A 24,282-nucleotide genomic window follows, 5' to 3' on the forward strand; every position below is an offset into this window, starting at 1 on the left:
CTCTCATGAGCGACGACCACGTGTACCTGTCCCTCGCCGAGGCCGACCACGGCCCCGAGGGCGAGGCCCGCTGGGCGTACGGCACCGGCTTCGCCGACCCGCTGCTCGGCGTGGACCGGGCCGTCCCGGCGGGGGTGGACGCGGCCGACCTGGCGGCGTACTGCCTGATGCTCGGCGACGACGCGCTGATCCTGGCCCAGCGGCTGATCGAGTGGTGCACCCGGGCGCCCGAGCTGGAGGAGGAGGTGGCGCTCGCCAACCTCGGCCTCGACCTGCTCGGCCAGGCCCGCCAGCTGCTCACCCGGTCCGGCCAGGCGGACGGCACCGAGCGGACCGAGGACGACCTGGCGTACTGGCGCGAGGACCACGAGTTCCGCAACGTCCGCCTGGTGGAGGTGCCGAACGGCGACTTCGCGCACACCGTGGCCCGGCTGCTGCTGTTCGCCACCGCCCGGCACGCGCTGTACCAGCGGCTGGCCTCGCACGCCGACCCGGTGCTGGCGGCGGTCGCGGCCCGGGGCGTCAAGGAGCTGGCCTACCACCGCGAGTACGCCGCCGCCTGGACGCTGCGGCTCGGCGACGGCACCGCGTACTCGGCCGAGCGGATGCAGGCCGGTCTGGACGCGGTCTGGCCGCTGCTGGACGAGCTGTTCACGGCCCATCAGGCCGAGCTGCGGCTCGGCGTCGACCCCGGCGGGCTGCGCGAGCCGGTGCTGGCCGAGCTGACCGAGGTGGTCACCGGGGCCGGTCTGACGGTGCCGCAGGCGGCCCCGATGGCCCGGGTCGGCGGCCGGGCCGGCCGGGACGGCGTGCACACCGAGGCGCTCGGCCTGCTGCTGGCCGAGCTCCAGGTGGTGGCCCGGGCGCACCCGGGGGCGTCATGGTGACGACCCTGGCGAGCGCCTGGGAGGTGGCGGCCGCCGTCCCCGACCCCGAGCTGCCGATGCTCACACTGGCCGAGCTCGGCGTGCTGGCCGAGGTGGCGCAGGAGGGCGGCAGCGTCACCGCCTGGCTCACCCCGACCTACTCCGGCTGCCCGGCCGTGGCCGAGATGGCCGCCGACGTCGCGGGCCGGCTGCGGGCGGCGGGCTTCGCCGAGGTGAGCGTCCGGCTCCGGCTGGACCCGCCGTGGAGCACCGACCTGATCACCGACGCGGGCCGCCGCAAGCTGGCCGAGGCCGGCATCGCCCCGCCGGTCCACACCGGCCTGCTGCACCTGGGCCGCACCAGGCTCGCGGTGCCCTGCCCGCAGTGCGGCAGCCAGGACACCGAGGAGCTCTCCCGCTTCGGCTCCACCTCCTGCAAGGCGCTCTGGCGCTGCCGCGACTGCCGGGAGCCCTTCGAACGCATCAAGGAGATCTAGTGACCACCACCACGACCTCCCGTCGGCTCACCTTCCAGGAGCTGCGGATCGCCGCGCTGGAGCCGCTCTGCGAGGACGCCGTCGCGGTCACCTTCGAGGTGCCGGCCGAGCTGGCCGAGGCGTACGCCTTCCGGCCGGGGCAGACGCTGACGCTGCGTCGGTTCGTGGACGGCGTGGACGAGCGGCGCTCGTACTCGATCTGCGCACCGGTGGGCGGGGCGCTGCGGATCGCGGTCCGGGAGGTGCCCGGCGGGCTGTTCTCGCGCTGGCTGGTGCGGGAGGCGCGGGTCGGCGAGGCGGTCGAGGTGATGCCGCCGGTCGGGCTGTTCACGCCGGATCTGGCGGTGCCCGGCACGCATGTGCTGCTGGCGGCCGGGTCCGGGGTGACGCCGATGCTGTCGATCGCCGCCTCGGTGCTGGCCGACGGGCAGTCGGAGGTGGTGCTGGTGTACGGGAACCGGCGCAGCGACACGGTGATGTTCGCCGACGAGCTGGCGGACCTGAAGGACACCCACCTGGAGCGGTTCCAACTGCTGCACGTGCTCTCCCGGGAGACCAGGGACGCCGAGCTGCTGAGCGGCCGGCTGGACGCGGACCGGGTCCGGGCGCTGTTCGGCGCCCTGGTGGACGCGGCCGAGGTGGACCACTGGTGGCTCTGCGGCCCGTACGGGATGGTGCTCGGCGCCAAGGAGCTGCTGACCGAGCTGGGGGTGCCGGCCGAGCGGGTGCACCAGGAGCTGTTCCACGCCGACGACGAGCCGGTGGCCGACCGGGCCCCCGAGCAGCCGGACGGCGACCGCTCGGAGGTGACGGTGGTGCTGGACGGCCGCTCCGGCACCCTGGCGCTGCCGCGCGACCGGTCGATCCTGGACGGCGCCCAGCGCTCCCGGCCCGACCTGCCGTTCGCCTGCAAGGGCGGCGTCTGCGGCACCTGCCGGGCGCTGGTCACCGAGGGCGAGGTGGAGATGCGGCGCAACTTCGCGCTGGAGGAGAAGGAGCTCGCGGCGGGCTACGTACTGACCTGCCAGGCCCGCCCGGTCTCGGACACGGTCACCGTCGACTACGACCGCTGACCCGCCGTCCGCCTGCCGTCAGCCCGTCAGGGCGGGCGCCGGGGTGGCGCGCCCGAGCAGCCTGACGATCTCGTTGGCGGCGGCCCGGCCGGCCCGGTTGGCGCCGATGGTGGAGGCGGACGGGCCGTAGCCGACCAGGTGGATGCGCGGGTCGTCGACGGCCCGGGTGCCGTCGATCCGGATTCCGCCGCCGGCGCTGCGCAGGTTAAGCGGGGCCAGATGGCCGACCTCGGGGCGGAAGCCGGTGGCCCAGACGATCGCGTCGACCGCCAACTCCTGGTCGCCCCAGGCGACTCCGTGCTCGGTCAGCCGGTCGAACATCGGGCGGCGGTGCAGCGCGCCGAGCTGCTCGGCGCGGCGGTAGGCGACCGAGGGGCCGAGGCCGGTGACGCTCACCACGCTGCGCACCGGCAGCCCCTGCCGGACCCGCTCCTCGACCAGCGCGACCGCCGCCCGCCCGGACTCCTCGGTGAACGGGCCGTCCCGGTAGACGGGTTCACGCCGGGTCACCCAGACCGTCTCGGCCACCGCCGCGACCTCGGAGAGCACCTGGACCGCCGAGGCGCCGCCGCCGACCACCAGCACCCGCTGCCCGGCGAACTCCTCCGGGCCCCGGTAGTCGGCGTAGTGCAGCTGACGGCCGGTGAAGTGCCCGGGGTAGTACGGCAGGAACGGCCTGGTCCAGGTGCCGGTGGCGTTGACCAGCGCCCGGGCGGTCCAGTCGCCCGCGTCGGTGGCGATCAGCAGCCGCCGGTCGGGAAGGGAACTGACGGACCGTACCCGGACCGGGCGGATCACCGGCAGCGCGTGCTTGGCCTCGTACGCGGCGAAGTAGCCGGGCACCACCTCGCGGGCCGGGGCGGCCGGGTCCGGCGGCGGGAGCTCGAAGTCGGGCAGGTCGTGGAAGCCGTGCACGGTCGCCATCCGGAGCGAGGGCGAGCGGTGCGCCCAGGCCCCGCCGGGGGCGTCGTCGGCGTCCAGCACCACGAAGTCCGCGTACGGCGCCAGACCGCGCCGCCGCAGGTGGTAGGCGGCGGACAGACCCGCCTGCCCGGCGCCTATCACCACGACATCGACGTCAGTCGTTGCATCGTAAACAGTCACGCCCGTGAAACATCGACGGGCACGGCCGTGTTCCCTACGGCGTGGGCGAGATCACCACGGCCGTGCCGTACGCGCAGATCTCGGTGCCCAGGTCCGCCGCCTCGGTCACGTCGAAGCGCATCATCAGCACCGCGTTGCCGCCGCGCGCCTTGGTCTGCTCGACCAGCCGCTCCATCGCCTGGTTGCGGCTCTCGACCAGTGTCTTGGTCAGACCCTTCAGCTCGCCGCCCAGCATGGACTTGAAGGAGGCGCCGATCTGGGAGCCGATGTGCCGGCTGCGCACGGTGAGGCCGAACACCTCACCGATCACCCGGTCCACCCGGTACCCGGGCACGTCGTTGGTCGTGACCACCAGCACATCGGCACCCGGGCCCTGCCCGCCGCCGTACTCGTCAAGGTTGCTCATGGGGTCATCCTGCCGCCGGAAGCCGTGCCAAGCCGGTGGACTCGCTCGCGAACAGTCTGTAAACCTTGTCCCATGGGCGAGCGAAGCGATCATCCACAGGGGCCGGGCGCGGCGGCGGAATCCGGTGAACCCGGCGCGCAGGAGATCGAGGCGACGGTGGTGCTCGGCATCCGGATCACGGACTGGCCCGCGCTGCGGGCGGCCGCGCGGGCCGCGGTCGAGGAGCTGGACTTCGCCGGGCCCGACGCGGCCGGGCAGCGCGAGGCACTGCTGCACGAGGTCTCCGAGGACCCGAACGCGGCCCTCGGCGCCCTGCTGCACCCCGACCGGCTGGTGAACGCGATCCCGGGGGTGGAGGCCCTCGGCGGCACCCTGGAGATCGCGCTGACCGACGACTTCGCACCGGACTTCGCCGAGCTGTTCCCGCTCGACCTGGACGACGAGGAGGGCGGCGGCACCGGCGACTGGACCCTGACCCCCCGCACCGCCTGCCTCCTGCACACCCAGCTGATCACGCTGGCCGACGCCGCGTACGACGACCTGGACGAGCACGAGGGCGACCCGGTCACCGACGAGGAGGAGGCGGACTGGGCCGTGCTGGCCCGGCTGCCCCGCCGGACCTGGAACCTGCACCGGGGCTGGCGCCGCTCGATGGCCCGCACCTTCGACGACCTGGCCGACGACCTGGCGCTCGGCGAGTGGCCGCTGCCGCGCTGCCTGGCCGAGGAACTGGCGCTCCGGCTGGCCCTGGTGGACGCCCGCGAGCTGCTCGGCGCCCAGCCCCAGGCGGTCGCCGACATGATGGGCGACCTGCCGGTCGACCTGTACGACTACGACTGGGACGGCTGCGCCGACGAGCTGTTCGGCGTCTACGGCCCGGAGGAGCAGGCGGACCCCGACCTGGACGTGGCCGACCGGACCGACCAACTGCTGGCCGCCACCCACCCGGAGGGCTGGTTCCTCAGCTACGAGGACGCCGAGGAGCGCGAGTCGGGCCGGGGCTACCGGCGCTGACCGGCCCCGGCGGGGCGGTCGCTACAGCCGGCCGCTCCATGATCGAGGACATGTGCCGGCTGACGGTCCGTGAGGAGAAGCCCAGCCGCCGGCCGCCGGCCGGCGGCCACTCCGCCCGGAGCTGATCCGGGCTCGCCGGTCGGTCTAAGCTCGACGGGTGACCAGCTCTCCTTTCACCGCACCCAGCACCCCGGCCGCCTCCGACCCGCGCGACGAGAACCCGCAGTACGTGCTGCCGCTGGTGGTCCGGCTGGAGAAGGCCGAGCCGCCGGTCAGGACCGACGCGCTGGAGACCTCGGCCCGGGCGGTGCTGACCCTGCTCGCCGATCCCCGGGTGACCGACCCCGAGGGGGAGTGGGCGGAGCTGGTGGCCGCCTGGGAGGACGCCCGGATCCGCAAGGTGGTCCGGCGGGCCAGGGGCGGCGAGTGGCGCAAGGCCGGTGAGCTGCCCGGCATCACGGTGCAGGGGGAGTCCGCCGAGGTCCGGGTCTTCCCGCCGATCCCGCTGGACGGGTGGCCGAAGGAGCTGGCCAAGCTCCAGGTCTCCGGCACCGACCTGGACGACCCGGCCGAGCCGGGCCCGGTCGAGGACGGGGTGCCGGTGCTCTGGCTGAACCCCGAGCTGGAGATGAGCGCGGGCAAGACCATGGCGCAGACCGGCCACGCCGCCCAGCTCGCCTGGTGGCGGCTGGACGACGCGCAGCGCAAGGAGTGGGCCGAGGCGGGCTTCCCGTTGGCCGTCCGCACGGCGTCGAAGCAGGACTGGGCCGGACTGACGGACGGTCACCTGCCGGTGGTCCGCGACGCGGGCTTCACCGAGATCGCCCCCGGCTCCTGCACCGTCGTCGCGGACCACCCCGGGCTGCACTGAGCGGATCAGGCCGGGACGAGCTCGCGCTCGCGGTCCGGCGTCCTGGACTTGGGCTTCCGGTTCGGCAGCGAGAGCCGGAAGACCTTGTGCCAGGCGGAGAACACCTGCTTGGGCAGCGGCCCGGTGACGTACTCCAGCTCGTACTTCTCGAACAGCGCGCGCACCTTCACCGCGACCTCGGCGTAGCGGTTGCTCGGCAGGTCCGGGAACAGGTGGTGCTCGATCTGGTGCGACAGGTTGCCGGTCATGAAGTGCATGGCCCTGCTGCCGCTGATGTTCGCCGAGCCCATCATCTGGCGCAGGTACCACTGGCCGCGCGTCTCGCCCTCGATCGACCGGCGCTCGAACACCTGGACGCCCTCGGGGAAGTGCCCGCACATGATCACCGAGTGGGTCCAGACGTTGCGGACCAGGTTCGCGGTGAAGGTGGCGGCGAGCGTGGTGAGGAAGGACGGGCCCGACAGCAGCGGGTGGATCACGTAGTCCTTCAGCACCTGCTTGCGGATCTTGCGGCCGACGGCCCTGGCCCGGGCGCGGAACTCCGGGCTCCGGCGGCGCTTCTTCTGCAGGTTCTTGCCGAGCTCCAGGTCGTACGCCGCGATGCCGTACTCGAAGAAGCAGGCGTTGAGGAAGTTCCACAGCGGCTGGCCGAGGTGGAACGGGTGCCACCGCTGGTCCTCGTCGACCCGCATGATGCCGTAGCCGAGGTCGTTGTCCTTGCCGATCACGTTGGTGTAGGTGTGGTGCAGCTCGTTGTGCGAGTGCTTCCACTGCTCGGACGGCGAGACGTGGTCCCACTCCCAGGTGGTGGAGTGGATCTTCGGGTCCCGCATCCAGTCCCACTGGCCGTGCAGGATGTTGTGGCCGATCTCCATGTTGTCCATGATCTTCGCCACGGACAGGCCGGCCGTGCCGAGCAGCCACGCGGGCGGGAAGAACGAGAACAGCAGCACGCCCCGGCTGGCCAGTTCGAGCCTGCGCTGGACCGAGATGACCTTGCGGATGTAGGCGGCGTCCCGCTCGCCGCGATCGGCGAGCACCTCGTCGCGGATCGCGTCCAGCTCGCGGCCGAGCTCCTCGATCTGCTCCGGGGTCAGATGGGCGGTGGGGTCGATGGCGGTCAAGGTGCGCCTACCGTTCGATGTCGCAGGGGCCCGCCGCGGCGGACACGCAGGTCTGGATGAGGACGCCCGGCTCGGCCTCGGTGATCTCGCCGGTGCGCAGGTCGCGGACGGCGCCCGCCTTGAGCGGTGTGACGCAGCCGAAGCAGATGCCCATGCGGCACCCGGAGGGCATCAGCACGCCGGCCTCCTCGCCGACGTCCAGCAGCGGCGTGGCGCCGTCCGCCTCGACGGTCCGGCCGGTGGTGCTGAAGGTGACCTCGCCGCCGTCGCCGGCGACGACGATGCGGGGGCGGAAGCGTTCGATGTGCAGGCGCTCCCGGACGCCGTGCCCGGCCCAGTGCGCCTCGACGGCGTCGAGCAGGCCGGTGGGCCCGCAGGCCCAGGTCTCGCGCTCGGCCCAGTCGGGCACGAGTTCGCCGAGCCGGGCGGGGTCGAGCCGGCCGTCGGTGTCGGTGTGCACCTCGGTGAGGCGCAGCTTCCCGTCCGCGACCAGGCCGTGCAGCTCGTCGCGGAAGATCACGTCCTGCGGCCGGGGCGCGCAGTGGACCAGGACGACGTCGGCGAACGCGGTGTCGCGCAGCATGCCCATCACCGGCGTGATGCCGCTGCCGGCCGTCAGGTAGAGCACCTTGGCGGGCCCGGTCTGCGGCAGGACGAAGTCACCGGTCGGCTGGTCGAGCTGGACCAGGGTGCCCGGTTCGGCCCTGCGCACCAGGTGGTTGCTGACCTTGCCGTCCGGGATCGCCTTCACGGTGATCGTGATCCGGCCGTCCCGGCGGTCCGTCGGCGAGGTGAGCGAGTAGGCCCGCCACAGGCGCACCCCGTCGACGTCGACCCCGATCCGCACGTACTGACCGGCCCGGTGGCCGCGCCAGGCCCGTCCCGGCCTGATCACCACGGTCGCGGCGTCACCCGTCTCGGGCCGCACCTCCTCGATCCGCCCACGGAGGTCGGCGCCCGCCCGCAGCGGGCTGACCAGGTCGAGGTAGTCCGACGGCAGCAGCGGCGTCGTGACCAGCTCCAGCAGTTTCCACGCCCTGCTGCGAAGGGCTGCACTCGTCATGGCTCCAGCGTGCTGCGTCCCAGGCGTAAAGTCCTGACCGTAGGACGTGAATCTGATCGGCCGAATTGTTCGCAGGGAACAGAACCATGAGCCAGGCAATCCGGAGGGCCAGCGAACTGGTCCTGGACGAGACGACGGTCACCGCGCTCCGGGCAGCGCTGACGGCCACCGCCGACGAGGTGGTCGGGGCGATCATCGACGAGGTCCCGCCCTACGCCAACGCCCTGTCGGGCCGGATGGGCGGCACCATCCGCCGGTCCGTCCGCACCGCGCTGGGGCACTACCTGGACCTCGCGAGCGGGCACGCCATGGGCGGCGACGCCGGTGACGCGGCCTACGAGCTGGGCCGGGGCGAGGTGCGCGACGGCCGTTCGATGGACGCCCTGCTCAGCGCCTACCGGGTCGGCGCCCGGGTGGCCTGGCGCTGCCTGGCCGCGGGTGCGGTACCCGCAGGTCTGCCCGCCGCCGAGGTGGCCAAGTTCGCCGAGCTGACCTTCGCCTACATCGACGAGCTCTCCGCCGCGAGCGCCGCGGGCCACGCCGACGAACTGGCCGCCCGGGGCCGGGCCCACGAGCGCCACCTGGAACAGCTGGCCCGCGACCTGCTCGCCGGCGCGGGCCCGGACGTGCTGCTGGCCTCCGCCCAACGGGCCGGGTGGCAGCCGTCCGTCTCGCTGACCGCGGTCCTGCTGCCCGCCGCCCAGGCCCGGCCGGCCTACCGCGTGCTCGACCCGGGCACGCTCGTCCTGGACGACCTGCCGGACTCCACCGCCGTGCTGCTCGTCCCCGACGCCGACCGGTCGCACCTGCTGCGGCAGCTGACCGACCGCACCGCCGTGGTCGGCCCGGCCCGGCCGTGGACCCGTGCCTCCGCCTCGTACGCCCGGGCCGTCCGCGCGCGCTCCCTCTCCCCGGACATCCGCGACACCGAGGACCACCTGCCCGAGCTGGTGCTGAGCGCCGACCCGGACGCGTTCGCCGACCTGCGGGCCCGGGCCCTCGCACCCCTGCGGACCCTGCCCGTCACGACCGCACGGCGGCTGGAGGAGACCCTGCGGGCGTGGCTGCTGCACCAGGGCCGACGGGACGAGGTGGCGGCGGCGCTGTTCGTCCATCCCCAGACGGTCCGGTACCGGATGTCGCAGCTGCGGGAGCTGTTCCCGGATCTCGCTTCGCCGCACCGGGTGCTCGAACTGACCCTGGCGGTGGGCCTCCGGGGCGGCCCACGCCCCGGAGGAGACCGCTAGAGCTCGCTAGACGTCCTTGCGGCTGAGGGAGCGCCAGCCGCCCCAGACCGCCAGGGCGGCCCAGGCCGCCATGATCAGCAGGCCGGCCCAGTGCCCGAACCAGACGTCCGGGTCGGTCTCCAGCCGGAAGGCGTACTGGCCGGCCCGGTCCGGCAGGAACTGGGCGACCGTGCGCACCCCCGGGATGGCGGCCAGCATCACCGTGCCCAGGAAGACCATCGGGGCGAGCAGGCCCATCGCGGCGGTCAGGTTGCGCAGCATCGCGGTGACGCCCAGGCAGAACAGCACCAGCAGCGGGCAGTACAGCACCCCGGCGACCGCACTGCGCACCATCCCGGGTGCGCCGAAGTCGACGCCGATCACCCCGTCCACCGCGAGCAGGCTGCCCGCCGTGCCGACCAGTCCGGCCAGCAGGCCGACCCCGGTGCCCAGCAGGAGCTTGCCGCCGTACAGCAGGCCGCGCCGGGGGACGGCGGTGAGCGAGCCGCGGATGGTGCCGGAGTTGTACTCCTGTCCGAGCAGCAGGACGCCGAAGCAGGCCAGCGGCACCTGGCCGAAGTTGAAGCCGTAGTAGATCCCGATCGACGGGTCCTCGGTCAGCGAGGGGTCGATGTCCCCGTAGGCGAGGTGGACGGCGAGGGTGATGCCGACGGTGAGCAGCACCCCCAGCAGCGGGGTGGTCCACTGCGAGCGCAGGGTGGTGAGCTTGGTCCACTCGGAGCGGAACACGGTGGCGGTCGTGGTGCTCATGCCGCCACCGCCCGGTACTCGACGCTGTCCGCCGTCATCCGCATGAAAGCCTCCTCCAAGGAGTCCTGTCGGTCCGTGATCTCGTACAGCACCACCCGGTGGTCGGCCGCGAGCCGGGCGAACTCCTCGGCGGTCACGCCGGTCACCTCCCACCCGCCGTCCGCCGCCGGTTCGGCCGCGAGGCCGGAGTCGGCCAGCAGCCGGGCCAGCTTCGTCGGGTCCACCGCCCTGACCCGCAGGCGCGGGCGGCCGTGCTCGGCGATGAAGTCCGCGGTGCCCGCGTCCGCCAGCAGCCGGCCCCGGCCGATCACCACCAGGTGATCCGCCGTCAGGGCCATCTCGGACATCAGGTGGGAGGAGACCAGCACCGCCCGACCCTCGGCGGCCAGGCCGCGCAGCAGGGTCCGGATCCACCGGATGCCCTCCGGGTCGAGGCCGTTCACCGGCTCGTCCAGCAGCAGCACCGGCGGGTCGCCGAGCAGGGCGGCGGCCACCCCGAGCCGCTGGCGCATGCCGAGCGAGAAGCCCTTGATCCGCTTGCGGGCCACCTCGGCCAGGCCGACCTGGGCCAGCACCTCCGCCACCCGGCGGTCCGGGATGCCGTTGCTGCGGGCCAGGCAGAGCAGGTGGCCCCGGGCGGTCCGGCCGCCGTGCACGGCGTGGGCGTCCAGCAGGGCACCCACCCGCCGCAGCGGGTCGGGCAGTTCGGCGTACGGGGTGCCGTCGATCAGGGCCTCTCCGGCGGTCGGCCGGTCCAGCCCGAGGATCATCCGCATGGTGGTGGTCTTGCCCGCGCCGTTGGGGCCGAGGAAGCCGGTGACGGTGCCGGGGCGCACCTCGAAGCAGAGCCCGTCCACCGCCCGGGTCTCCCCGTAGCTCTTGCTCAAGTCCTGTACTCGGATCACGGCTTCCTCCCTGGTCGTTCCCGGTCGTTGCTGACGTGATCCATTCCAGCGGAGCGGGGCGCCGGGGGTATCCCGCCGGGGAGGGGACCGACTCCCTCCTGAGAGGGAGCCGGTGCGCTGCGGTGAGCTGGCACGATGTCGGGATGCCGAGGATCTTCGCGCCCCTGTTCGCCGCCGCCACCTACGCCAGGTGGCTGCACCTGCTGATCGGCGTGGTCTTCGTCGGGGTGGTGCTGCTGGTCTACCCCGGGACGGAAGGCGTGAGCCTGCAGCGGATCCTGACGGCGGGTGTGCTGCTGGACGGCACACTGCTCACCCTGGCCGCACTGGTGCCCGCGACCCGGCGGGCCGAAGGGGTGCAGGCCAGGCTGCTGCTGATGCCCGAGCGGGAGGAGCAGATCGGGGTCACCCGCTCCCGGGGGTGGCAGGACCGGCGGCGGACCGCCGGGTGGCTGATCGGCCGGGTCGCGCTCGGCACGGTGGCGGGATTCGCCTCGGTGCACTCGCTGTCGGCGGTCTGGTCGCTGTCCACCCAGCCGTTCCAGGGGCGGGCGCCCGAGCTGTACGGCTGGCAACTGCCGTCGGACGGACCGCTGTTGCCGTACGCGCTGCTCGCTCCGGTGCTGCTGTTCGCGGTGGGCTGGTTCGTGGTGCTCGCCGGTCGTCTTCAACTCGGGATGGCGGTAAGGCTGTTGGGTGCCTCGCCGAGTGAGCGGCTGGCCGAGGCGGAGCTGCGGGCCGAACGGCTGCTGGAGCGCAACCGCCTCGCCCGGGAACTGCACGACTCGATCGGGCACGCGCTCACGGTGACCGTGCTGCAGGCGGGTGCGGCCCGGGAGGTGTCCGATCCGGCCTTTGTGGCCAAGGCGTTGGAGGTGATCGAGGAGACCGGGCGGCGGGCGATGGACGATCTGGAGCGGACCCTGGTGCTGCTCCGCGACACCCCCGAGGGCACCGCGGTGGAGCGGCCCGGGGTCGAGCAGCTGCCCGGTCTCCTCGAGACCGCCAGGACGGCGGGCCACCCGGTCGAGGCCGCGGTGGAGATCCCGGCCGGCGTACTCCCGGGAGTGCTCTCCCGGGAGGCCTACCGGATCGTCCAGGAGGCGGTCACCAATGTGCTCAAGCACGCGCCCGGTGCGTCGATCGTGGTCCGGATCGCGGTCCGGGACGGGCAGTTGGAGCTGCGCTGCGCCAATGGCCCCGGCGCGCAGGGTGGTTCGCGCCGGGGCGGCGGCAAGGGTATCCGGGGCATTCGGGAACGGGCCGCGCTGCTGGGCGGTGCGGCCGCTGCTGGGTGGGAGGGGGAGGAGTGGGTGCTGGCCGTCCGGCTGCCGCTACGGTTGGGTTCATGATCGACATCCTGCTGGTGGACGACGAGGAGCTGGTCCGGGCCGGCCTGCGGGCCGTGCTGGAGGCGCAGGGTGACCTGCGGGTGGTGGGCGAGGCGGCCGACGGCGCGGAGGCGATGACGCTGGCGCGCAGCCTGAAGCCCGACGTGGTGCTGATGGACGTCCGGATGCCCGAGGTGGACGGCCTCGCCGCGACCAGGGCGATCCTGGCGGCCGACGACCACCCGCCGAAGATCCTGGTGGTCACCACCTTCGAGAACGACGACTACGTCTACGAGGCGCTGCGCGCCGGGGCCGACGGCTTCCTGCTCAAGCGCGCCCGCCCGGCCGAGATCGCGCACGCCGTCCGGCTGGTGGCGGCGGGCGAGTCGCTGCTCTTCCCGGCGGCCATCCGCCGCCTCGCCGCCGAGCGGGCCAACCGCCCCGCCGAGCAGGCGATGGCCCGGGCGGGTCTGACGGAGCGTGAGGCCGAGGTGCTGCGGCTGGTGGCCCAGGGCCTCTCCAACGGCGAGATCGCCGAGCAACTGTTCCTCGGCGTGCAGACGGTGAAGACCCACGTCAGCAGCGTGCTGGGAAAGCTGGGTGCCCGGGACCGGACCCAGGCGGTGATCGCCGCCTACGAGTCCGGGTTCGTACCCCGTTGACGGGCGCGGGCTACCGGGTTTTCGGTTGATCAGCTGTTAGTTCTTGTTCGTATGAGACGTCATACCCTCGCGCTGAGCTGCGCGGCCGTCCTGTCCGCCGGTCTCGGTTCGCTGGCGCTGACCGGGCCGCCGGCCGCGGTCGCGCCGGACGCGCTGGCCAGCTCCCAGCTGGTGCAGCTGCGGAACCGGTCGGTGCCCGCGATCGGTCTCGACGCCTTCACCGGGACGTACGGCGAGGCCGACAGCACCGCGGTCGGCGACACCGACAACGGCGACTTCAGCGACCCGGACGGCGTGCTGGCCAAGGTCACCATCGCGACCCAGGTGGCGCGGACCGACGCGGCGGACTCCAAGTACTTCGGACAGGCCCAGCTCACCGCCCTGGTGGTGCACTTCCGGACCAAGGACCTGGTTGCGATCAGGTCCACCAGCGGCAGCGGGGTGGCCGTGCTCGACTCGTACGCGGAGTGCGTGCCGCCGCCGATCGGGCCGTTCGCGCTGGCGTACAACCGGACCAGCGGCGGCCAGATCACCGTGCTCGGGCAGGTGGTGCCGGTCGGCACCACGACGCTGAACATCACCGGTGCCGACCTGGACGTGCCGACCATCGGCGCCAGCACGCTCACCGTGGTGGTGACGTCACATCAGGACCCGGTGGCCCAGACCCGGCAGGCGACGGCGGAGGCGTGGCTGGACATCCAGGTCTCCGGCACGCTCAACGACACCGGTGGCACCCAGGTGTACCAGGGCGAGATCTCCTCGATGCGGCTGGGCGAGGTGCACGCGCGCTGCAACGCCGCTCCGCCCACCCCGACGCCGACACCCACGCCCACGCCCACGCCGACCCCGACGCCCACCCCCACGCCGAGCCCCAGCCCGAGTGCGAGCCCGACGCCCACGCCCACACCGACGCGCTCGCCGAGCCCGTCCCCGAGCCGGACCTCGCCCGGCCCCGTCCCGCCGCCCGACGGCGGTGACGGCGACGGCGTCCTGCCCGACACCGGTGGCGGGAGCTCGGGTCCGCTGCTCGCGAGCGTGCTGCTGGCCGGTGCGGGTGCGCTGCTGGTGGCGGCCGGTCGTCGGCTGCGGCGCTGACGGCGGGTCAGGCCGGGTAGGCGTGGGTCTGGGTCGCCTTGACGGCGGCCCAGACCAGGCCGCCCGGTGCGAGGTCGAGCTCGGCGGCGGCGGCCGGGGTGAGGTCGGCGGCCATCGGCAGCGGGCCGGTCAGGTCGACCCGGACCTGGTCGCCGTGCAGGTCGAGCCCGGCCACCTCCAGCTGCCAGACGTTGCGCGCGCTGGAGTCGGGCCGGGTGCGGTGCAGGGTGACGGCGGCGGGCGGGAAGGCCACGAAGGCGGGGCCGGTGAGCTCCTCGGTGGTGGTCAGCACCGGGCCGCCGTCGGGCAGGGTGACGGTGTGTCCGGCGGCGGTGCCCTGGTAGAGGTTGAGGCCGACCAGCCGGGCGATGTAGTCGGTGCGCGGGTGCCGGGCGATCTCGGCCGGGGTGCCGGACTGGACCTCGCGGCCGTCCTCGATCACCACCAGCCGGTCGGCCAGGACCATCGCGTCCAGCGGGTCGTGCGTGACCAGGACCGCGACCGCCTCGAACTCGCGCAGGTGGCGCCGGAGCTGGGAGCGGACGTCCAACCGGGTGCGGGCGTCCAGGGCGGCGAGGGGTTCGTCGAGCAGCAGCAGCCGGGGGTGCACGGCCAGCGCGCGGGCGAGCGCGACCCGCTGGGCCTGGCCGCCGGAGAGCGCGCCGGGCCGGGCCTGGGCGTGCTCGGTCAGGCCCATCCGCTCCAGCCAGGGGCGGGCGGCCTCCCGGGAGGCCCGCTTGCCCAGGCCCCGGCAGCGCGGTCCGAAGGCGACGTTGTCCAGTGCGGACAGGTGCGGGAAGAGCAGGTAGTCCTGGAACACCACGCCGACCGGCCGGGCCTCGGCCGGGGTGTGGACCCCGGTGCCGGGGTCCTCCAGGGTGGTGCCGTCGAGCCGGAGGTGACCGGCCGTCAGGGGCAGCAGTCCGGCCAGCGCCCGGAGCGCGGTGGACTTGCCGGCGCCGTTCGGGCCGAGCAGGGCGATCACCTCGCCGGGGGCGGCGTGCAGGGCGAGGTCGAGCCGGAAGCCCGCGCGGGTCGTCTGGCCGGGGCGTTCGACCACCAGGCGGGCGTCGAGCGAGCTGCTCATCGGGTTCTCCGGAGTGGGACGGGTGGTGGGCAGGAGTTCCCCCCTCGTGAACTCCTGCCCACCGGGTTCACGAGCCGGACATCCAGCGTCCGCGCAGCCCGGCCAGCACCGCGATCGAGACCGTCAGCAGCACCAGGCTGAGCGCGATCGCCGCTTCCGGCTCGGACTCCATCGCCAGGTAGACCGCCAGCGGCATGGTCTGGGTGGTGCCCGGGAAGTTGCCCGCGAAGGTGATGGTGGCGCCGAACTCGCCCAGCGCGCGGGCCCAGGCGAGCACCGACCCGGCCGCGATGCCGGGAGCGATCAGCGGCAGGGTGACCCGGCGAAAGGCGGTCAGCCGGGAGGCGCCGAGGGTGGCGGCGGCCTCCTCGTACCGGGGGTCGGCGGCCCGGAGCGCGCCTTCGACGCTGATCACCAGGAACGGCATCGCGACGAACGCCTCCGCCAGCACCACCCCGGAGGTGTGGAACGGCAGGGTGATCCCGAAGGCCGAGTCCAGCCAGCGTCCGAAGATGCCGTTGCGGCCGAGCACCAGCAGCAGCGCCACGCCGCCGACCACCGGCGGCAGCACCAGTGGCAGGGTGACCAGCGCCCGGACGAACCGCCGCCCGGGGAACTCGGTCCTGGCGAGCAGCCAGGCCAGCGGCACCCCGAGCAGCAGCGACAGGCCGGTGGCCGCCGTCGCGCAGACCAGCGAGAGCCGCAGCGCCTCCCAGACCTCGGGGGTGGTGAGCTGCCTGGGCAGGTCACTCCACGGGGCCCGGATCAGCAGCCCGACCAGCGGCAGCACCAGGAAGGCGAGGCCGAGCAGTGCGGGCAGCAGGAGCGCGAACGGCGCCCGCCGGTGTACGGGTCGAGCAGGGGTCACGGCGCCTGGAAGCCCGCCGCGGTGAGCACCCGTCGGGCGTCGGCGGACTGGATGTAGGCGGTGAAGGCGGCGGCGCCGTCGGCGTTGGGGGCCTTGGCCAGCGCGGCGATCGGGTAGTCGTTGACGGCCTTGGCGGCCTCGGGGAAGTCCACACCGTCGATCTTCGCAGCATCGGCGATCACATCGGTCTTGTACACGAGCGAGGCGTCCACCTCACCGAGTTCGACCTTGGTCAGCGCGCCCTTGACGTCCTGCTCCAGGGTGACCGGGGTGAGGTTGACCTCGGCGGCCTTGAGCGCGGTCACGGCGGCGGCGCCGCACGGCACCTCCTTCGCGCAGAGGGCGACCTTGTAGCCGGCGCCCGCCAGGTCCTTGAGCGCGGCGATGTGCTTGGGGTTGCCCTTGGGGACCGCGATGGTGAGGGTGTTGCGGACGAAGACCTTGGGGTCGGTCGCCGCCTTGGCGTCGGTGACGGTCTTCATGGTGGCCGGGCTGGCGGCCGCGAAGACGTCGGCGGGGGCGCCGGAGACGATGCTCTGGGCCAGCGCGGAGCTGCCGCCGAAGTTGAACTTCACGGTGACGCCCGGGTAGGCGGTCTCGAACTTCTTGCCCAGCTCGGTGAAGCTCTCCTTCAGCGAGGCGGCGGCGAAGACGGTGACCGTGCCGGAGAGCTTGGGGCCGCTCGCCGAGGAGGACGCGGCGGAGGGGGAGTCGGAGCTGCTGCTGCACGCGGTGAGCCCGGCAGCCAGCGCGAGTGCGGTGACGGCCAGGGCGGTGCGGCGGACGGTGATGGACATACGGGGGGTCCCCTCCTGCTTTCGGTGAGGCGATCATAGTCCCGCAGATACGGTCGGAAAATCCCCTGTCTCATTGCACGGGCCAGGGGGAAGACGAGTACCGGCCAGCATGTGCGAAGCGACGAGTGGGACATTCCCGGCACTACTGTGCTGACGGGTGGTCAGCTAGTTTGGTCGGGACACGTACGGGTGTCCATGACACTGGGGGTTCTCTTGTCGACCACTCGGATACCGGGTCCGCCCGGGCTGCCGCTGCTGGGATCGATGTTCGACCTGAAGCGCGACCCGCTCGGCACCTACCTGAGCGGCCACCGCGAGCACGGTGACGTGGTGCGGTTCACCGCCGGGCCGCCCGGCCTGCGGGTCGAGCTGTTCGGGATCTACTCGCCGGAGGGGGTGCAGCAGGTGCTGGCCACCCAGGCCGCGAACTTCCGGAAGGAGAACGTCTTCTACGAGGAGATCCGGCAGAGCTTCGGCAACGGCCTGCTCACCTCGCAGGACGAGGACTACCAGCGCCAGCGCCGGCTGATCCAGCCGCTCTTCACCCGCCGCCGGGTGGACGGCTACGCCGACGCGATCGGGCTGGAGACGGAGCACCTGGTCGAGCGCTGGTCCGCCGCGCCGGGCGGTGCGGTGGACGCGGTGGACGAGATGTCCCGGTTCGCGCTCCGGGCGGTGGCCCGGATCCTGTTCGGTGCCGACCTGGAGGCCGCGCTCGACGCGGTCCGCGTCAACTTCCCGGTGGTGGCCCACTACGTCACCGCCCGGGGCTTCTCGCCCAAGAGCATCCCGCGCAGCTGGCCCACCCCGGGCAACCGGAAGGCGATGGCCGCCGAGCGCTCCCTGTACGAGGTCTGCGACACGATCATCGCCCAGCGCGCCGCGGCGGGCGGGGAGTCCGAGGACCTGCTCGGCCTGCTGGCCGCGGCCCGGGGCGAGGACGGCGAGCGGCTGGACCCGACCGAGCTGCGCGAGCAGGTGCTGATCTTCCTGCTGGCCGGGCACGAGACCACCGCCACCTCGCTCACCTTCGCCCTGCACCTGCTCGGCCACCACCCCGAGGTGCAGCGCCGGGCCCGTGAGGAGGTGGACGCGCTGCTCGGTGACGGCCGCCGCCCGACCGCCGCCGACTACAACGGGCTCCCGTACCTGACCATGGTGCTGAAGGAGGCGATGCGGCTCTACCCGGCCGCCCCGGCGGTCGGCCGGCTGGCGGTGCAGGAGTGCGTGATCGGCGACACCGTGATCCCGGCCGGGGCCAACGTGATGGCCGCCGCGTACGTGGTGCACCGGCACGAGAAGCACTGGCCGGACCCGGAGCGCTTCGACCCCGAGCGGTTCACGCCCGAGGCGGAGGCGGGGCGGCACCGCTACGCCTGGTTCCCGTTCGGCGGTGGTCCGCGCGCCTGCATCGGGCAGCACTTCTCGATGCTGGAGTCGGTGCTCGGACTGGCCGGCCTGCTCCGGGCGTTCGAGGTCGAGGCACTGGACCCCCGGGACGTGCCGCTGACCCACGGCATCACGCTGGAGGCGACCGGCCCGGTCCGGATCGGGCTGACCCGGCGTTAGTCCGCGGCTCGGGGGTGGGTGTGTCCGGTCCGCCCACCCCCGGCCGGTCCGCCCACTCCCGGCCGGTCCGCCCACTCCCGGCCGGTCCGTCACGGACTCCGGTCCTGACGGTCCGTCGGAGTGCGCCGGGCGCACAACGCACGCTTCAGTGCAGCACATGCGAGCCCCCGGGCGGGCTGTTTTTCACATCTTCGAGTGACCGTTCATGAGCGCTGGGTAGCGTCCAGCGCATTCGAACCCCGCACTCGCACAGGCGACCGGCCCCGCCCGGGTCGTCCGGAGGCCCGATGGGACACCTGGACCACTTCAGCTTCGGCTGGCCGACCCCGGCCATCTCCTACGTGATGGCCTGCGTCGGTGCCGCCCTCGGCCTGCGCTGCACCCTGCGCGCACTGGCCGCCACCGGCGCGTCCAAGCGGAACTGGCTGATCACCGCCGCCGCCGCGATCGGCTCCGGCATCTGGACCATGCACTTCGTGGCCATGTTCGGCTTCACCGTGGACGGTTCGGAGCTGCGCTACAACGTGCCGCTGACCATCCTCAGCCTGCTGGTCGCCGTGCTGGTGGTCGGCCTCGGCGTGTTCGCGGTCGGGTACGGCCGGCACCGGGGCCGCGCGCTGCTGCTCGGCGGCCTGATCACCGGCGTCGGGGTGGCCGCGATGCACTACCTGGGCATGGCCGCCGTCCGGCTGCACGGGGTGATCGGCTACGACGTCGGCACGGTGGCGCTCTCGGTGCTGATCGCGGTCGGCGCCGCGACCGCCGCGCTCTGGGCCGCCGTCACCATCCGCAACCTGGTCGCCGCGGCCGGCGCCTCGATGGTGATGGGCATCGCGGTGAGCTGCATGCACTACACCGGGATGGCCGCCGTGCACGTCGAACTGCACCCGTCCAGGGTCGAGTTGGGCGGGGCGACGCCGATGCAGTTCATCTTCCCGCTGGCCGTCGGGCTCGGCTCCTTCCTGTTCCTGACCTCCGCCTTCGTCGCGCTCTCCCCGACCGCGCAGGAGCGGGCCGCCTACCGCGAGGCGGGCCGGCTGGCGACCCAGGAGCTCGACCGGGCCGCCTGACCGGACCCGGACCCACCGTCGACCCACCCCCACCGAAAGGGCCCTGACCCCATGGGAACCCACGCGGGTCCGCCCGCCCGGGAGGCCACCGCCGCCACCCGCCCGCCCGCCGCGCACACCCTGCTGCGGCGGCTGCGCCCCCGCACCGTACGCGCCAGGATCGTCGCCCTGCTGATGGTCCCGGTGGTGTCCGTGATGGCCCTCTGGTCCTTCGCCACCGTCACCACCGCGCAGCAGATCTGGGACCTGCTGCGGCTCCAGGAGGTGCACGCCGAGCTGCTCGACCCGGTGGCCGGTACCGTGACCGCCCTGCAGGCCGAACGGGTGGCCGCCGGACAGCAGTTGGCCGCCCCCGGCGCGGGCCGGGAGGCGGTGCTGCGGGAGGCCGCCGACACCACCGACCGGGCGATCGCCCCGCTCGGCATCGGCTCCGGCTGGAACCGGGCCGACGCCCGCGGCCTGGGCGCCGAGGCCGCGTCCCGGGTGGACGCGCTGGGCACCGCCGTGGGCGGGCTGGCCGAGCTGCGCCGCCGGCTGGCGGAGCGCTCGGTCAGCTGGGCCGACACCTACGCCGCCTACACCGCCGCGATCGACCGGGCGCTGGACGTGACCGGAGCGACCACCGGGCTGCAGGACCACCGGGTCGCCTCCGACGCCCGGGTGCTGCTGGAGTTCGCCCGCTCCCGCGAACTGCTGGCCCGGGAGGACGCGTTGCTGCGCACCGGCCAGCGGGCCGGGGCGGTGTCCGACCCCCAGCGGGCCGAGTTCGCCGCCGTCGTCTACGCCCGCCGCCTGCTCGAGCAGACGGCCGGCCGGGACCTGCGCCCGGCCGATCGCAGCGCGCTGCTCGCGGTGGTGAACGGGCCGGACCACCGTGAGCTGATCCGGCAGGAGGACGCCGTCCGCGCGGCTGCCGACGGGCGCGGCGCGGCGGAGGCGGTGAGCGCCGAGCAGTGGTCGCTGACCGCCGACGGCGTGGCCCGGGCGCTGCGCGCGGTGGAGACCGACGCCGGCGCCGCCGCGGCCGCCCGGACCCGCCCGTACGCGCTCGGCCTGTTCAGCAGCTCGGGCGCCGCGGTGCTGCTGGGCCTGGTCGCGGTGGTGGCCTCGCTGCTGATCTCGGTCCAGATCGGCCGGAGCCTGGTCACCGAGCTGATCGCGCTGCGGAACTCCGCGCTGGAGCTGGCCGGGCGCAAACTCCCGGGCACCATGCGGCGGTTGCGCGCGGGCGAGGAGATCGACGTGGAGACCGAGGCGCCGCTGCGCCCGCACGGCGAGGACGAGATCGGGCAGGTGCACGGCGCGCTCGGCTCGGTCCAGCGGGCCGCCGTCACGGCGGCGGTCGAGCGGGCCGAGGTGCTCTCCGGGGTCTCCGGCGTCTTCGTCAACCTGGCCCGGCGCAGCCAGGTGCTGGTGCACCGTCAGCTCACCCTGCTGGACACGATGGAGCGGCGCACCGAGGACCCGGAGGAGCTGGAGGACCTGTTCCGGCTCGACCACCTGACCACCCGGATGCGCCGGCACGCCGAGGGCCTGATCATCCTCTCCGGTGCCGCCCCCGGCCGGGGCTGGCGCAACCCGGTGCCGCTGATGGACGTGGTCCGGGCCGCCGTCTCCGAGGTGGAGGAGTACGCCCGGGTCGAGGTGCACCGGCTGCCGTACGCCGCCGTGGCCGGCCAGGCCGTCGCCGACCTGACCCACCTGGTGGCCGAACTGGTGGAGAACGCCACCGGGTTCTCGCCCCCGCACACCAAGGTGCACGTGCGGGGCGAGCAGGTCGGCAACGGGTACGCGCTGGAGATCGAGGACCGCGGCCTGGGCATGGGCCCGGAGGCGCTGGCCGACGCCAACCGGCGGATCGGGGCGGCGCAGCAGGTCGACCTGTTCGACAGCGACCGGCTGGGCCTGTTCGTGGTCAGCCGGCTGGCCCGGCGGCAGGACGTCCGGGTCTCGCTCCGCACCTCCGCGTACGGCGGCACCACGGCGGTCGTGCTGCTGCCCAACGCGCTGCTGGAGAGCCCGCGTTCGGAGCGTCCCGGTGCGGCCGGGCCGGAGGCCCCGGAGCTGGAGCTGACCGAGCTGGCCCCGCCGCCGCCTCCGCCGTCGCAGCAGCCGGTGTTCCGGACGCCGCCCCGGCTGGCGGCCGTACCGCCCGTTCCGGTGGCCCCGCCGGCCGCCGTGCCGCCGTCGATTCCTCCGGACGACGACCTGCCGCGCCGGGTCCGGCAGGCCAGCCTGGCGCCGCAGCTGCGGGAGGCCCCCGAACGGCCGAGGATCAGGGCCCGCCCGGACACCCCGCCCCTGATCGGTCGCAACCCGGAGGAGGCCAGGGCCGCGATGTCCGCCTACCAGCGCGGCTGGGCCCGGGGCAAGAACCACCGCACCGTCCACACCACCGAGGGAGAGAACCGATGACCAGCCCCAACCACCGTGCGGGAGAGCTCAACTGGCTGCTGGACGAGCTGGTCTCCCGGGTGGCCCGGATCAGATTCGCGGTGATGCTCTCCGCCGACGGCCTGGCCATCGGCAGCTCCGAGGGGATCGGCCGGGAGGACGGCGAGCACCTGGCCGCCGTCGCCTCCGGCTTCCACAGCCTGGCCAAGGGGGCCGGGCGGCACTTCGACGCGGGCGAAGTCCGGCAGACCATGGTCGAGTTGGAGCGCGGCTTCCTGTTCGTCGCGGCGGCCGGCGAGGGCACCTGCCTGGCGGTCTTCGCCGACGCCGACGCCGACCTCGGCCTGATCGCCTACGAGATGGCCCGGCTGGTCCGGCGGGTCGGCGAGCACCTCTACACCCCACCGCGCAGCGCGGTCGGGGGGTGACCGGGGTGCCCTATCCGCAGCGCCGCCACCTGCCGGACTCGCCGTTCGGCTTCCCGGCCCCCGCCGAACAGCACACCCGCTGGTACGACGGCGCGGCCGGGCCGATGGTCCGCCCGTACGCGCTCACCAAGGGCCGGACCAGGCCCACCGGCCGGGAGTTCGACCTGATCGCCCTGGTGGTCAGCGACGTCCCCGACAGCCCCGAGCTGCCGATCGGCCCCGAGCACGGCGCGATCCTCGACCTGTGCCGCGACAACGCCCTGTCGGTGGCCGAGATCGCCGCCGAGACCGACCTGCCGCTCGGGGTGGTCCGAGTGCTGCTCGGCGACCTGCTGGACGCCGAGTTCATCCGGGTCAGCCGCCCCGTACCGCCCGCCATGCTCCCCGACGAGCACATCCTCCGTGAGGTCATCAATGGACTCCGCGCGCTCTGACCGGCCCCACCGGTCCGACCGTTTCGACGACGCCCCGGTGCTGAGCCTGAAGATCCTGGTCGCGGGGGGCTTCGGGGTCGGCAAGACCACCATGGTCGGCTCGGTCAGCGAGATCCGCCCGCTGCGCACCGAGGAGCAGCTCACCCTGGCCGGCGCCGGGGTGGACGACACCGGCGGGGTGGAGCAGAAGACCACCACCACGGTGGCGATGGACTTCGGCCGGATCACCATCAGGGACGGGCTCTCGGTCTACCTGTTCGGCACCCCCGGGCAGGACCGGTTCTGGTTCCTCTGGGACGAGCTGGCCACCGGCGCGCTGGGCGCCGTGGTGCTGGCGGACACCCGGCGGCTGACCGACTGCTTCCCGGCCGTCGACTTCTTCGAGCACCGGGGCATCCCCTTCGTGGTCGCGGTCAACCGTTTCGCGGGCACCCGTGACTTCCGCCCCGAGGAGGTCTCCCGGGCGCTCGACCTGGACACCGACACACCCGTGGTGATCTGCGACGCGCGGCGCCGGGAGTCAGGCAAGGAGGTGCTGATCAACCTGGTCGAGCACGCGGGCCGGGTGCACGCGGCCCGGTTGCTGGCGGAGGTCGGCGGCTGAGGTGGGAGCCGAGTTCGTGGCGTTCCGCTGACGGAGCGTCACGGGTCGTACGCTGAAAATGTGATCACCTACGAGTGCCGCACGCTGCGCACCCTGGCCGACGAGGAACGCTGGCCCGAGCTGCTCGGGCTCTACCGGGAGTCCCGGGCGATCGGTGCCGCCCTGCGCGGCGAGGCCCAGGGCGCCGCCGAGACCGCGCCGCTCGGCCATCTGATCGCGTACGGGGCCCCGCCCGAGCTGGCCGCCCGGCTGTTCGACCAGGACGGCGAACCCGGCAGTGCCGCGACGGTGGGTGACCACGACGCCGGGCCGCTCTGGGAGGTGCTGGCGACCCGTCACTCCTGGCTGCGGTTGGCCCCGTTGCTGGGCCCGGCCCGGGTGCGGCGGCTGGTCCGGCACACCCGGGTGCTGCTCGGCGAGCGGCTCGACCCGGGCGACGAACCGGACCGGGACGGCGTCCCGCTCGCGCTGGAGCCGTGGGAGCAGGCGGGCTGGGAGCCGGGCGGCCGGGTCCGCGAGTACCTGCGCACCGGCGGCGCCCGGCGTTCGCTGCTCACCCTCCCGGCCGGCCGGGAGGGGCTCGGCCCGGTGGAGCTGCCCGAACCGGGCACCCAGGTCCGCGAGCTGGCGGCGACCCGGCTGCTCGCGGCGGCGGTGCCCTGGGCGACGGCCCGCTGCGTGCGCGGCTCCGGGCCGGCCGCCGCCGCCCGGCTGGCCACGGTGCCCCGGGTCACCGGCGGCTACCTCCCGTTCGGCGCGGTCTACCCGGCCCTGCTGCAGGCCGCCTCCGAGGGCCCGGGACGCGGCAGCGCCCAGGGCCGGATCGCGATCTGGCAGCTGCTCGCGGCGATGACCGGTGAGCCCGGCCTGTCCGAGGTGAACACCCTGGTGGCCCGGCTGCGCTGCTTCACCTGGCACGAGCCGGCCGACGAACTCCGCTTCGTCCACCTCGCCCTGGAGGACCCGGCCACCGGCCTGGCCTGGGCGGTCAGCGGCGCCGCCTACGAGACCCCGGGCTGATCG

General features: G+C 73.9%; 25 protein-coding genes. 16 read left to right on the forward strand and 9 right to left on the reverse strand.

Annotated features, from left to right (window positions below):
• Nucleotides 1-5 precede the first annotated feature (5 nt).
• From paaC to paaE, 3 genes are read left to right on the forward strand one after another with little or no spacing between them, the layout of a single operon-like run.
• Nucleotides 6-887, forward strand: a complete 882-nt coding sequence (paaC, locus tag ABT118_RS22230; protein ID WP_350671602.1) for a 1,2-phenylacetyl-CoA epoxidase subunit PaaC — start codon at nt 6-8, stop codon at nt 885-887.
• Nucleotides 881-1,363: a 1,2-phenylacetyl-CoA epoxidase subunit PaaD gene (gene paaD, locus ABT118_RS22235; protein ID WP_350671603.1), complete on the forward strand. Its 483-nt coding sequence runs from the start codon at nt 881-883 to the stop codon at nt 1,361-1,363. The genes paaC and paaD overlap by 7 nt, the downstream gene beginning before the upstream one ends.
• The gene (gene paaE, locus ABT118_RS22240) at nt 1,363-2,436 is read left to right on the forward strand and encodes a 1,2-phenylacetyl-CoA epoxidase subunit PaaE (protein ID WP_350671607.1); all 1,074 of its coding nucleotides are present in this window, start codon (nt 1,363-1,365) and stop codon (nt 2,434-2,436) included. Before paaD ends, paaE begins: the two co-directional genes overlap by 1 nt.
• 18 nt (nt 2,437-2,454) lie before the next feature.
• On the opposite strand, the gene ABT118_RS22245 is transcribed toward paaE, so the two are convergent.
• Both ABT118_RS22245 and ABT118_RS22250 read right to left on the reverse strand, forming a co-directional pair.
• Nucleotides 2,455-3,504, reverse strand: coding sequence for an NAD(P)-binding domain-containing protein (locus ABT118_RS22245; RefSeq protein WP_350671609.1), 1,050 nt, complete (start codon nt 3,502-3,504; stop codon nt 2,455-2,457).
• Between the two features lie 70 nt (nt 3,505-3,574).
• Nucleotides 3,575-3,946: a YbjQ family protein gene (locus tag ABT118_RS22250; protein WP_350671611.1), complete on the reverse strand. Its 372-nt coding sequence runs from the start codon at nt 3,944-3,946 to the stop codon at nt 3,575-3,577.
• A 72-nt stretch (nt 3,947-4,018) separates the two neighbouring features.
• Between ABT118_RS22250 and ABT118_RS22255 the strand changes: the two genes are divergently transcribed.
• Entirely contained in the window at nt 4,019-4,960 is a 942-nt protein-coding gene (locus tag ABT118_RS22255; RefSeq protein ID WP_350671612.1) for a hypothetical protein, read from the forward strand.
• Nucleotides 4,961-5,117: 157 nt separating this feature from the next.
• Nucleotides 5,118-5,831, forward strand: a complete 714-nt coding sequence (locus ABT118_RS22260) for an aminoacyl-tRNA hydrolase (protein ID WP_350671615.1) — start codon at nt 5,118-5,120, stop codon at nt 5,829-5,831.
• 5 nt (nt 5,832-5,836) lie between these two features.
• On the opposite strand, the gene ABT118_RS22265 is transcribed toward ABT118_RS22260, so the two are convergent.
• Nucleotides 5,837-6,955, reverse strand: a complete 1,119-nt coding sequence (locus ABT118_RS22265; protein WP_350671616.1) for a fatty acid desaturase family protein — start codon at nt 6,953-6,955, stop codon at nt 5,837-5,839.
• Nucleotides 6,956-6,962: 7 nt separating this feature from the next.
• On the reverse strand, nt 6,963-8,018 hold the full coding sequence (locus tag ABT118_RS22270) for a ferredoxin reductase (protein WP_350671618.1): 1,056 nt from the start codon (nt 8,016-8,018) through the stop codon (nt 6,963-6,965).
• A gap of 86 nt (nt 8,019-8,104) precedes the next feature.
• Here ABT118_RS22270 and ABT118_RS22275 point away from each other — a divergent pair, with 86 nt between their 5' ends.
• Nucleotides 8,105-9,265, forward strand: coding sequence for a PucR family transcriptional regulator (locus ABT118_RS22275; protein WP_350671620.1), 1,161 nt, complete (start codon nt 8,105-8,107; stop codon nt 9,263-9,265).
• Between the two features lie 6 nt (nt 9,266-9,271).
• Here the strand turns inward: ABT118_RS22275 and ABT118_RS22280 are convergent, their stop codons facing one another.
• The gene (locus ABT118_RS22280; protein WP_350671622.1) at nt 9,272-10,015 is read right to left on the reverse strand and encodes a hypothetical protein; all 744 of its coding nucleotides are present in this window, start codon (nt 10,013-10,015) and stop codon (nt 9,272-9,274) included.
• Nucleotides 10,012-10,920, reverse strand: a complete 909-nt coding sequence (locus ABT118_RS22285) for an ABC transporter ATP-binding protein (RefSeq protein ID WP_350671625.1) — start codon at nt 10,918-10,920, stop codon at nt 10,012-10,014. The genes ABT118_RS22280 and ABT118_RS22285 overlap by 4 nt, the downstream gene beginning before the upstream one ends.
• 143 nt (nt 10,921-11,063) lie before the next feature.
• On the opposite strand from ABT118_RS22285, the gene ABT118_RS22290 reads away from it, so the two are divergent.
• From ABT118_RS22290 to ABT118_RS22300, 3 genes are read left to right on the forward strand one after another with little or no spacing between them, the layout of a single operon-like run.
• Entirely contained in the window at nt 11,064-12,272 is a 1,209-nt protein-coding gene (locus tag ABT118_RS22290) for a sensor histidine kinase (protein WP_350671627.1), read from the forward strand.
• The gene (locus ABT118_RS22295; protein WP_350671630.1) at nt 12,269-12,913 is read left to right on the forward strand and encodes a response regulator; all 645 of its coding nucleotides are present in this window, start codon (nt 12,269-12,271) and stop codon (nt 12,911-12,913) included. Before ABT118_RS22290 ends, ABT118_RS22295 begins: the two co-directional genes overlap by 4 nt.
• 51 nt (nt 12,914-12,964) lie before the next feature.
• The gene (locus ABT118_RS22300; protein WP_350671633.1) at nt 12,965-14,008 is read left to right on the forward strand and encodes a hypothetical protein; all 1,044 of its coding nucleotides are present in this window, start codon (nt 12,965-12,967) and stop codon (nt 14,006-14,008) included.
• A 7-nt stretch (nt 14,009-14,015) separates the two neighbouring features.
• Here the strand turns inward: ABT118_RS22300 and ABT118_RS22305 are convergent, their stop codons facing one another.
• The 3 genes from ABT118_RS22305 to modA all read right to left on the reverse strand — a co-directional run bounded on the left by ABT118_RS22305 (nt 14,016) and on the right by modA (nt 16,760).
• Complete coding sequence (locus ABT118_RS22305; protein ID WP_350671635.1) at nt 14,016-15,095, reverse strand: ABC transporter ATP-binding protein; 1,080 nt, start codon at nt 15,093-15,095, stop codon at nt 14,016-14,018.
• Between the two features lie 67 nt (nt 15,096-15,162).
• Entirely contained in the window at nt 15,163-15,963 is an 801-nt protein-coding gene (locus ABT118_RS22310) for an ABC transporter permease (RefSeq protein ID WP_350671638.1), read from the reverse strand.
• Nucleotides 15,960-16,760, reverse strand: a complete 801-nt coding sequence (gene modA, locus ABT118_RS22315) for a molybdate ABC transporter substrate-binding protein (protein ID WP_350671641.1) — start codon at nt 16,758-16,760, stop codon at nt 15,960-15,962. Before modA ends, ABT118_RS22310 begins: the two co-directional genes overlap by 4 nt.
• Nucleotides 16,761-16,955: 195 nt before the next feature.
• On the opposite strand from modA, the gene ABT118_RS22320 reads away from it, so the two are divergent.
• The 7 genes from ABT118_RS22320 to ABT118_RS22350 all read left to right on the forward strand — a co-directional run bounded on the left by ABT118_RS22320 (nt 16,956) and on the right by ABT118_RS22350 (nt 24,279).
• Nucleotides 16,956-18,329: a cytochrome P450 gene (locus tag ABT118_RS22320; RefSeq protein ID WP_350671643.1), complete on the forward strand. Its 1,374-nt coding sequence runs from the start codon at nt 16,956-16,958 to the stop codon at nt 18,327-18,329.
• Between the two features lie 287 nt (nt 18,330-18,616).
• Complete coding sequence (locus ABT118_RS22325; protein WP_350671645.1) at nt 18,617-19,399, forward strand: MHYT domain-containing protein; 783 nt, start codon at nt 18,617-18,619, stop codon at nt 19,397-19,399.
• Nucleotides 19,400-19,450: 51 nt separating this feature from the next.
• Complete coding sequence (locus ABT118_RS22330) at nt 19,451-21,814, forward strand: sensor histidine kinase (protein ID WP_350671647.1); 2,364 nt, start codon at nt 19,451-19,453, stop codon at nt 21,812-21,814.
• The gene (locus ABT118_RS22335) at nt 21,811-22,221 is read left to right on the forward strand and encodes a roadblock/LC7 domain-containing protein (RefSeq protein ID WP_350671649.1); all 411 of its coding nucleotides are present in this window, start codon (nt 21,811-21,813) and stop codon (nt 22,219-22,221) included. The genes ABT118_RS22330 and ABT118_RS22335 overlap by 4 nt, the downstream gene beginning before the upstream one ends.
• Before the next feature lie 29 nt (nt 22,222-22,250).
• Nucleotides 22,251-22,655 carry a DUF742 domain-containing protein gene (locus ABT118_RS22340; RefSeq protein ID WP_502884636.1) on the forward strand — a complete coding sequence of 135 codons (405 nt, stop codon included), beginning with the start codon at nt 22,251-22,253 and terminating at the stop codon, nt 22,653-22,655.
• Nucleotides 22,636-23,259: a GTP-binding protein gene (locus ABT118_RS22345; RefSeq protein WP_350671651.1), complete on the forward strand. Its 624-nt coding sequence runs from the start codon at nt 22,636-22,638 to the stop codon at nt 23,257-23,259. The genes ABT118_RS22340 and ABT118_RS22345 overlap by 20 nt, the downstream gene beginning before the upstream one ends.
• A gap of 60 nt (nt 23,260-23,319) precedes the next feature.
• Entirely contained in the window at nt 23,320-24,279 is a 960-nt protein-coding gene (locus ABT118_RS22350) for a hypothetical protein (RefSeq protein ID WP_350671652.1), read from the forward strand.
• Nucleotides 24,280-24,282 lie beyond the last annotated feature (3 nt).

The sequence above is a fragment of the Kitasatospora sp. NPDC002040 genome, assembly GCF_040296785.1.
Lineage (GTDB): Bacteria > Actinomycetota > Actinomycetes > Streptomycetales > Streptomycetaceae > Kitasatospora.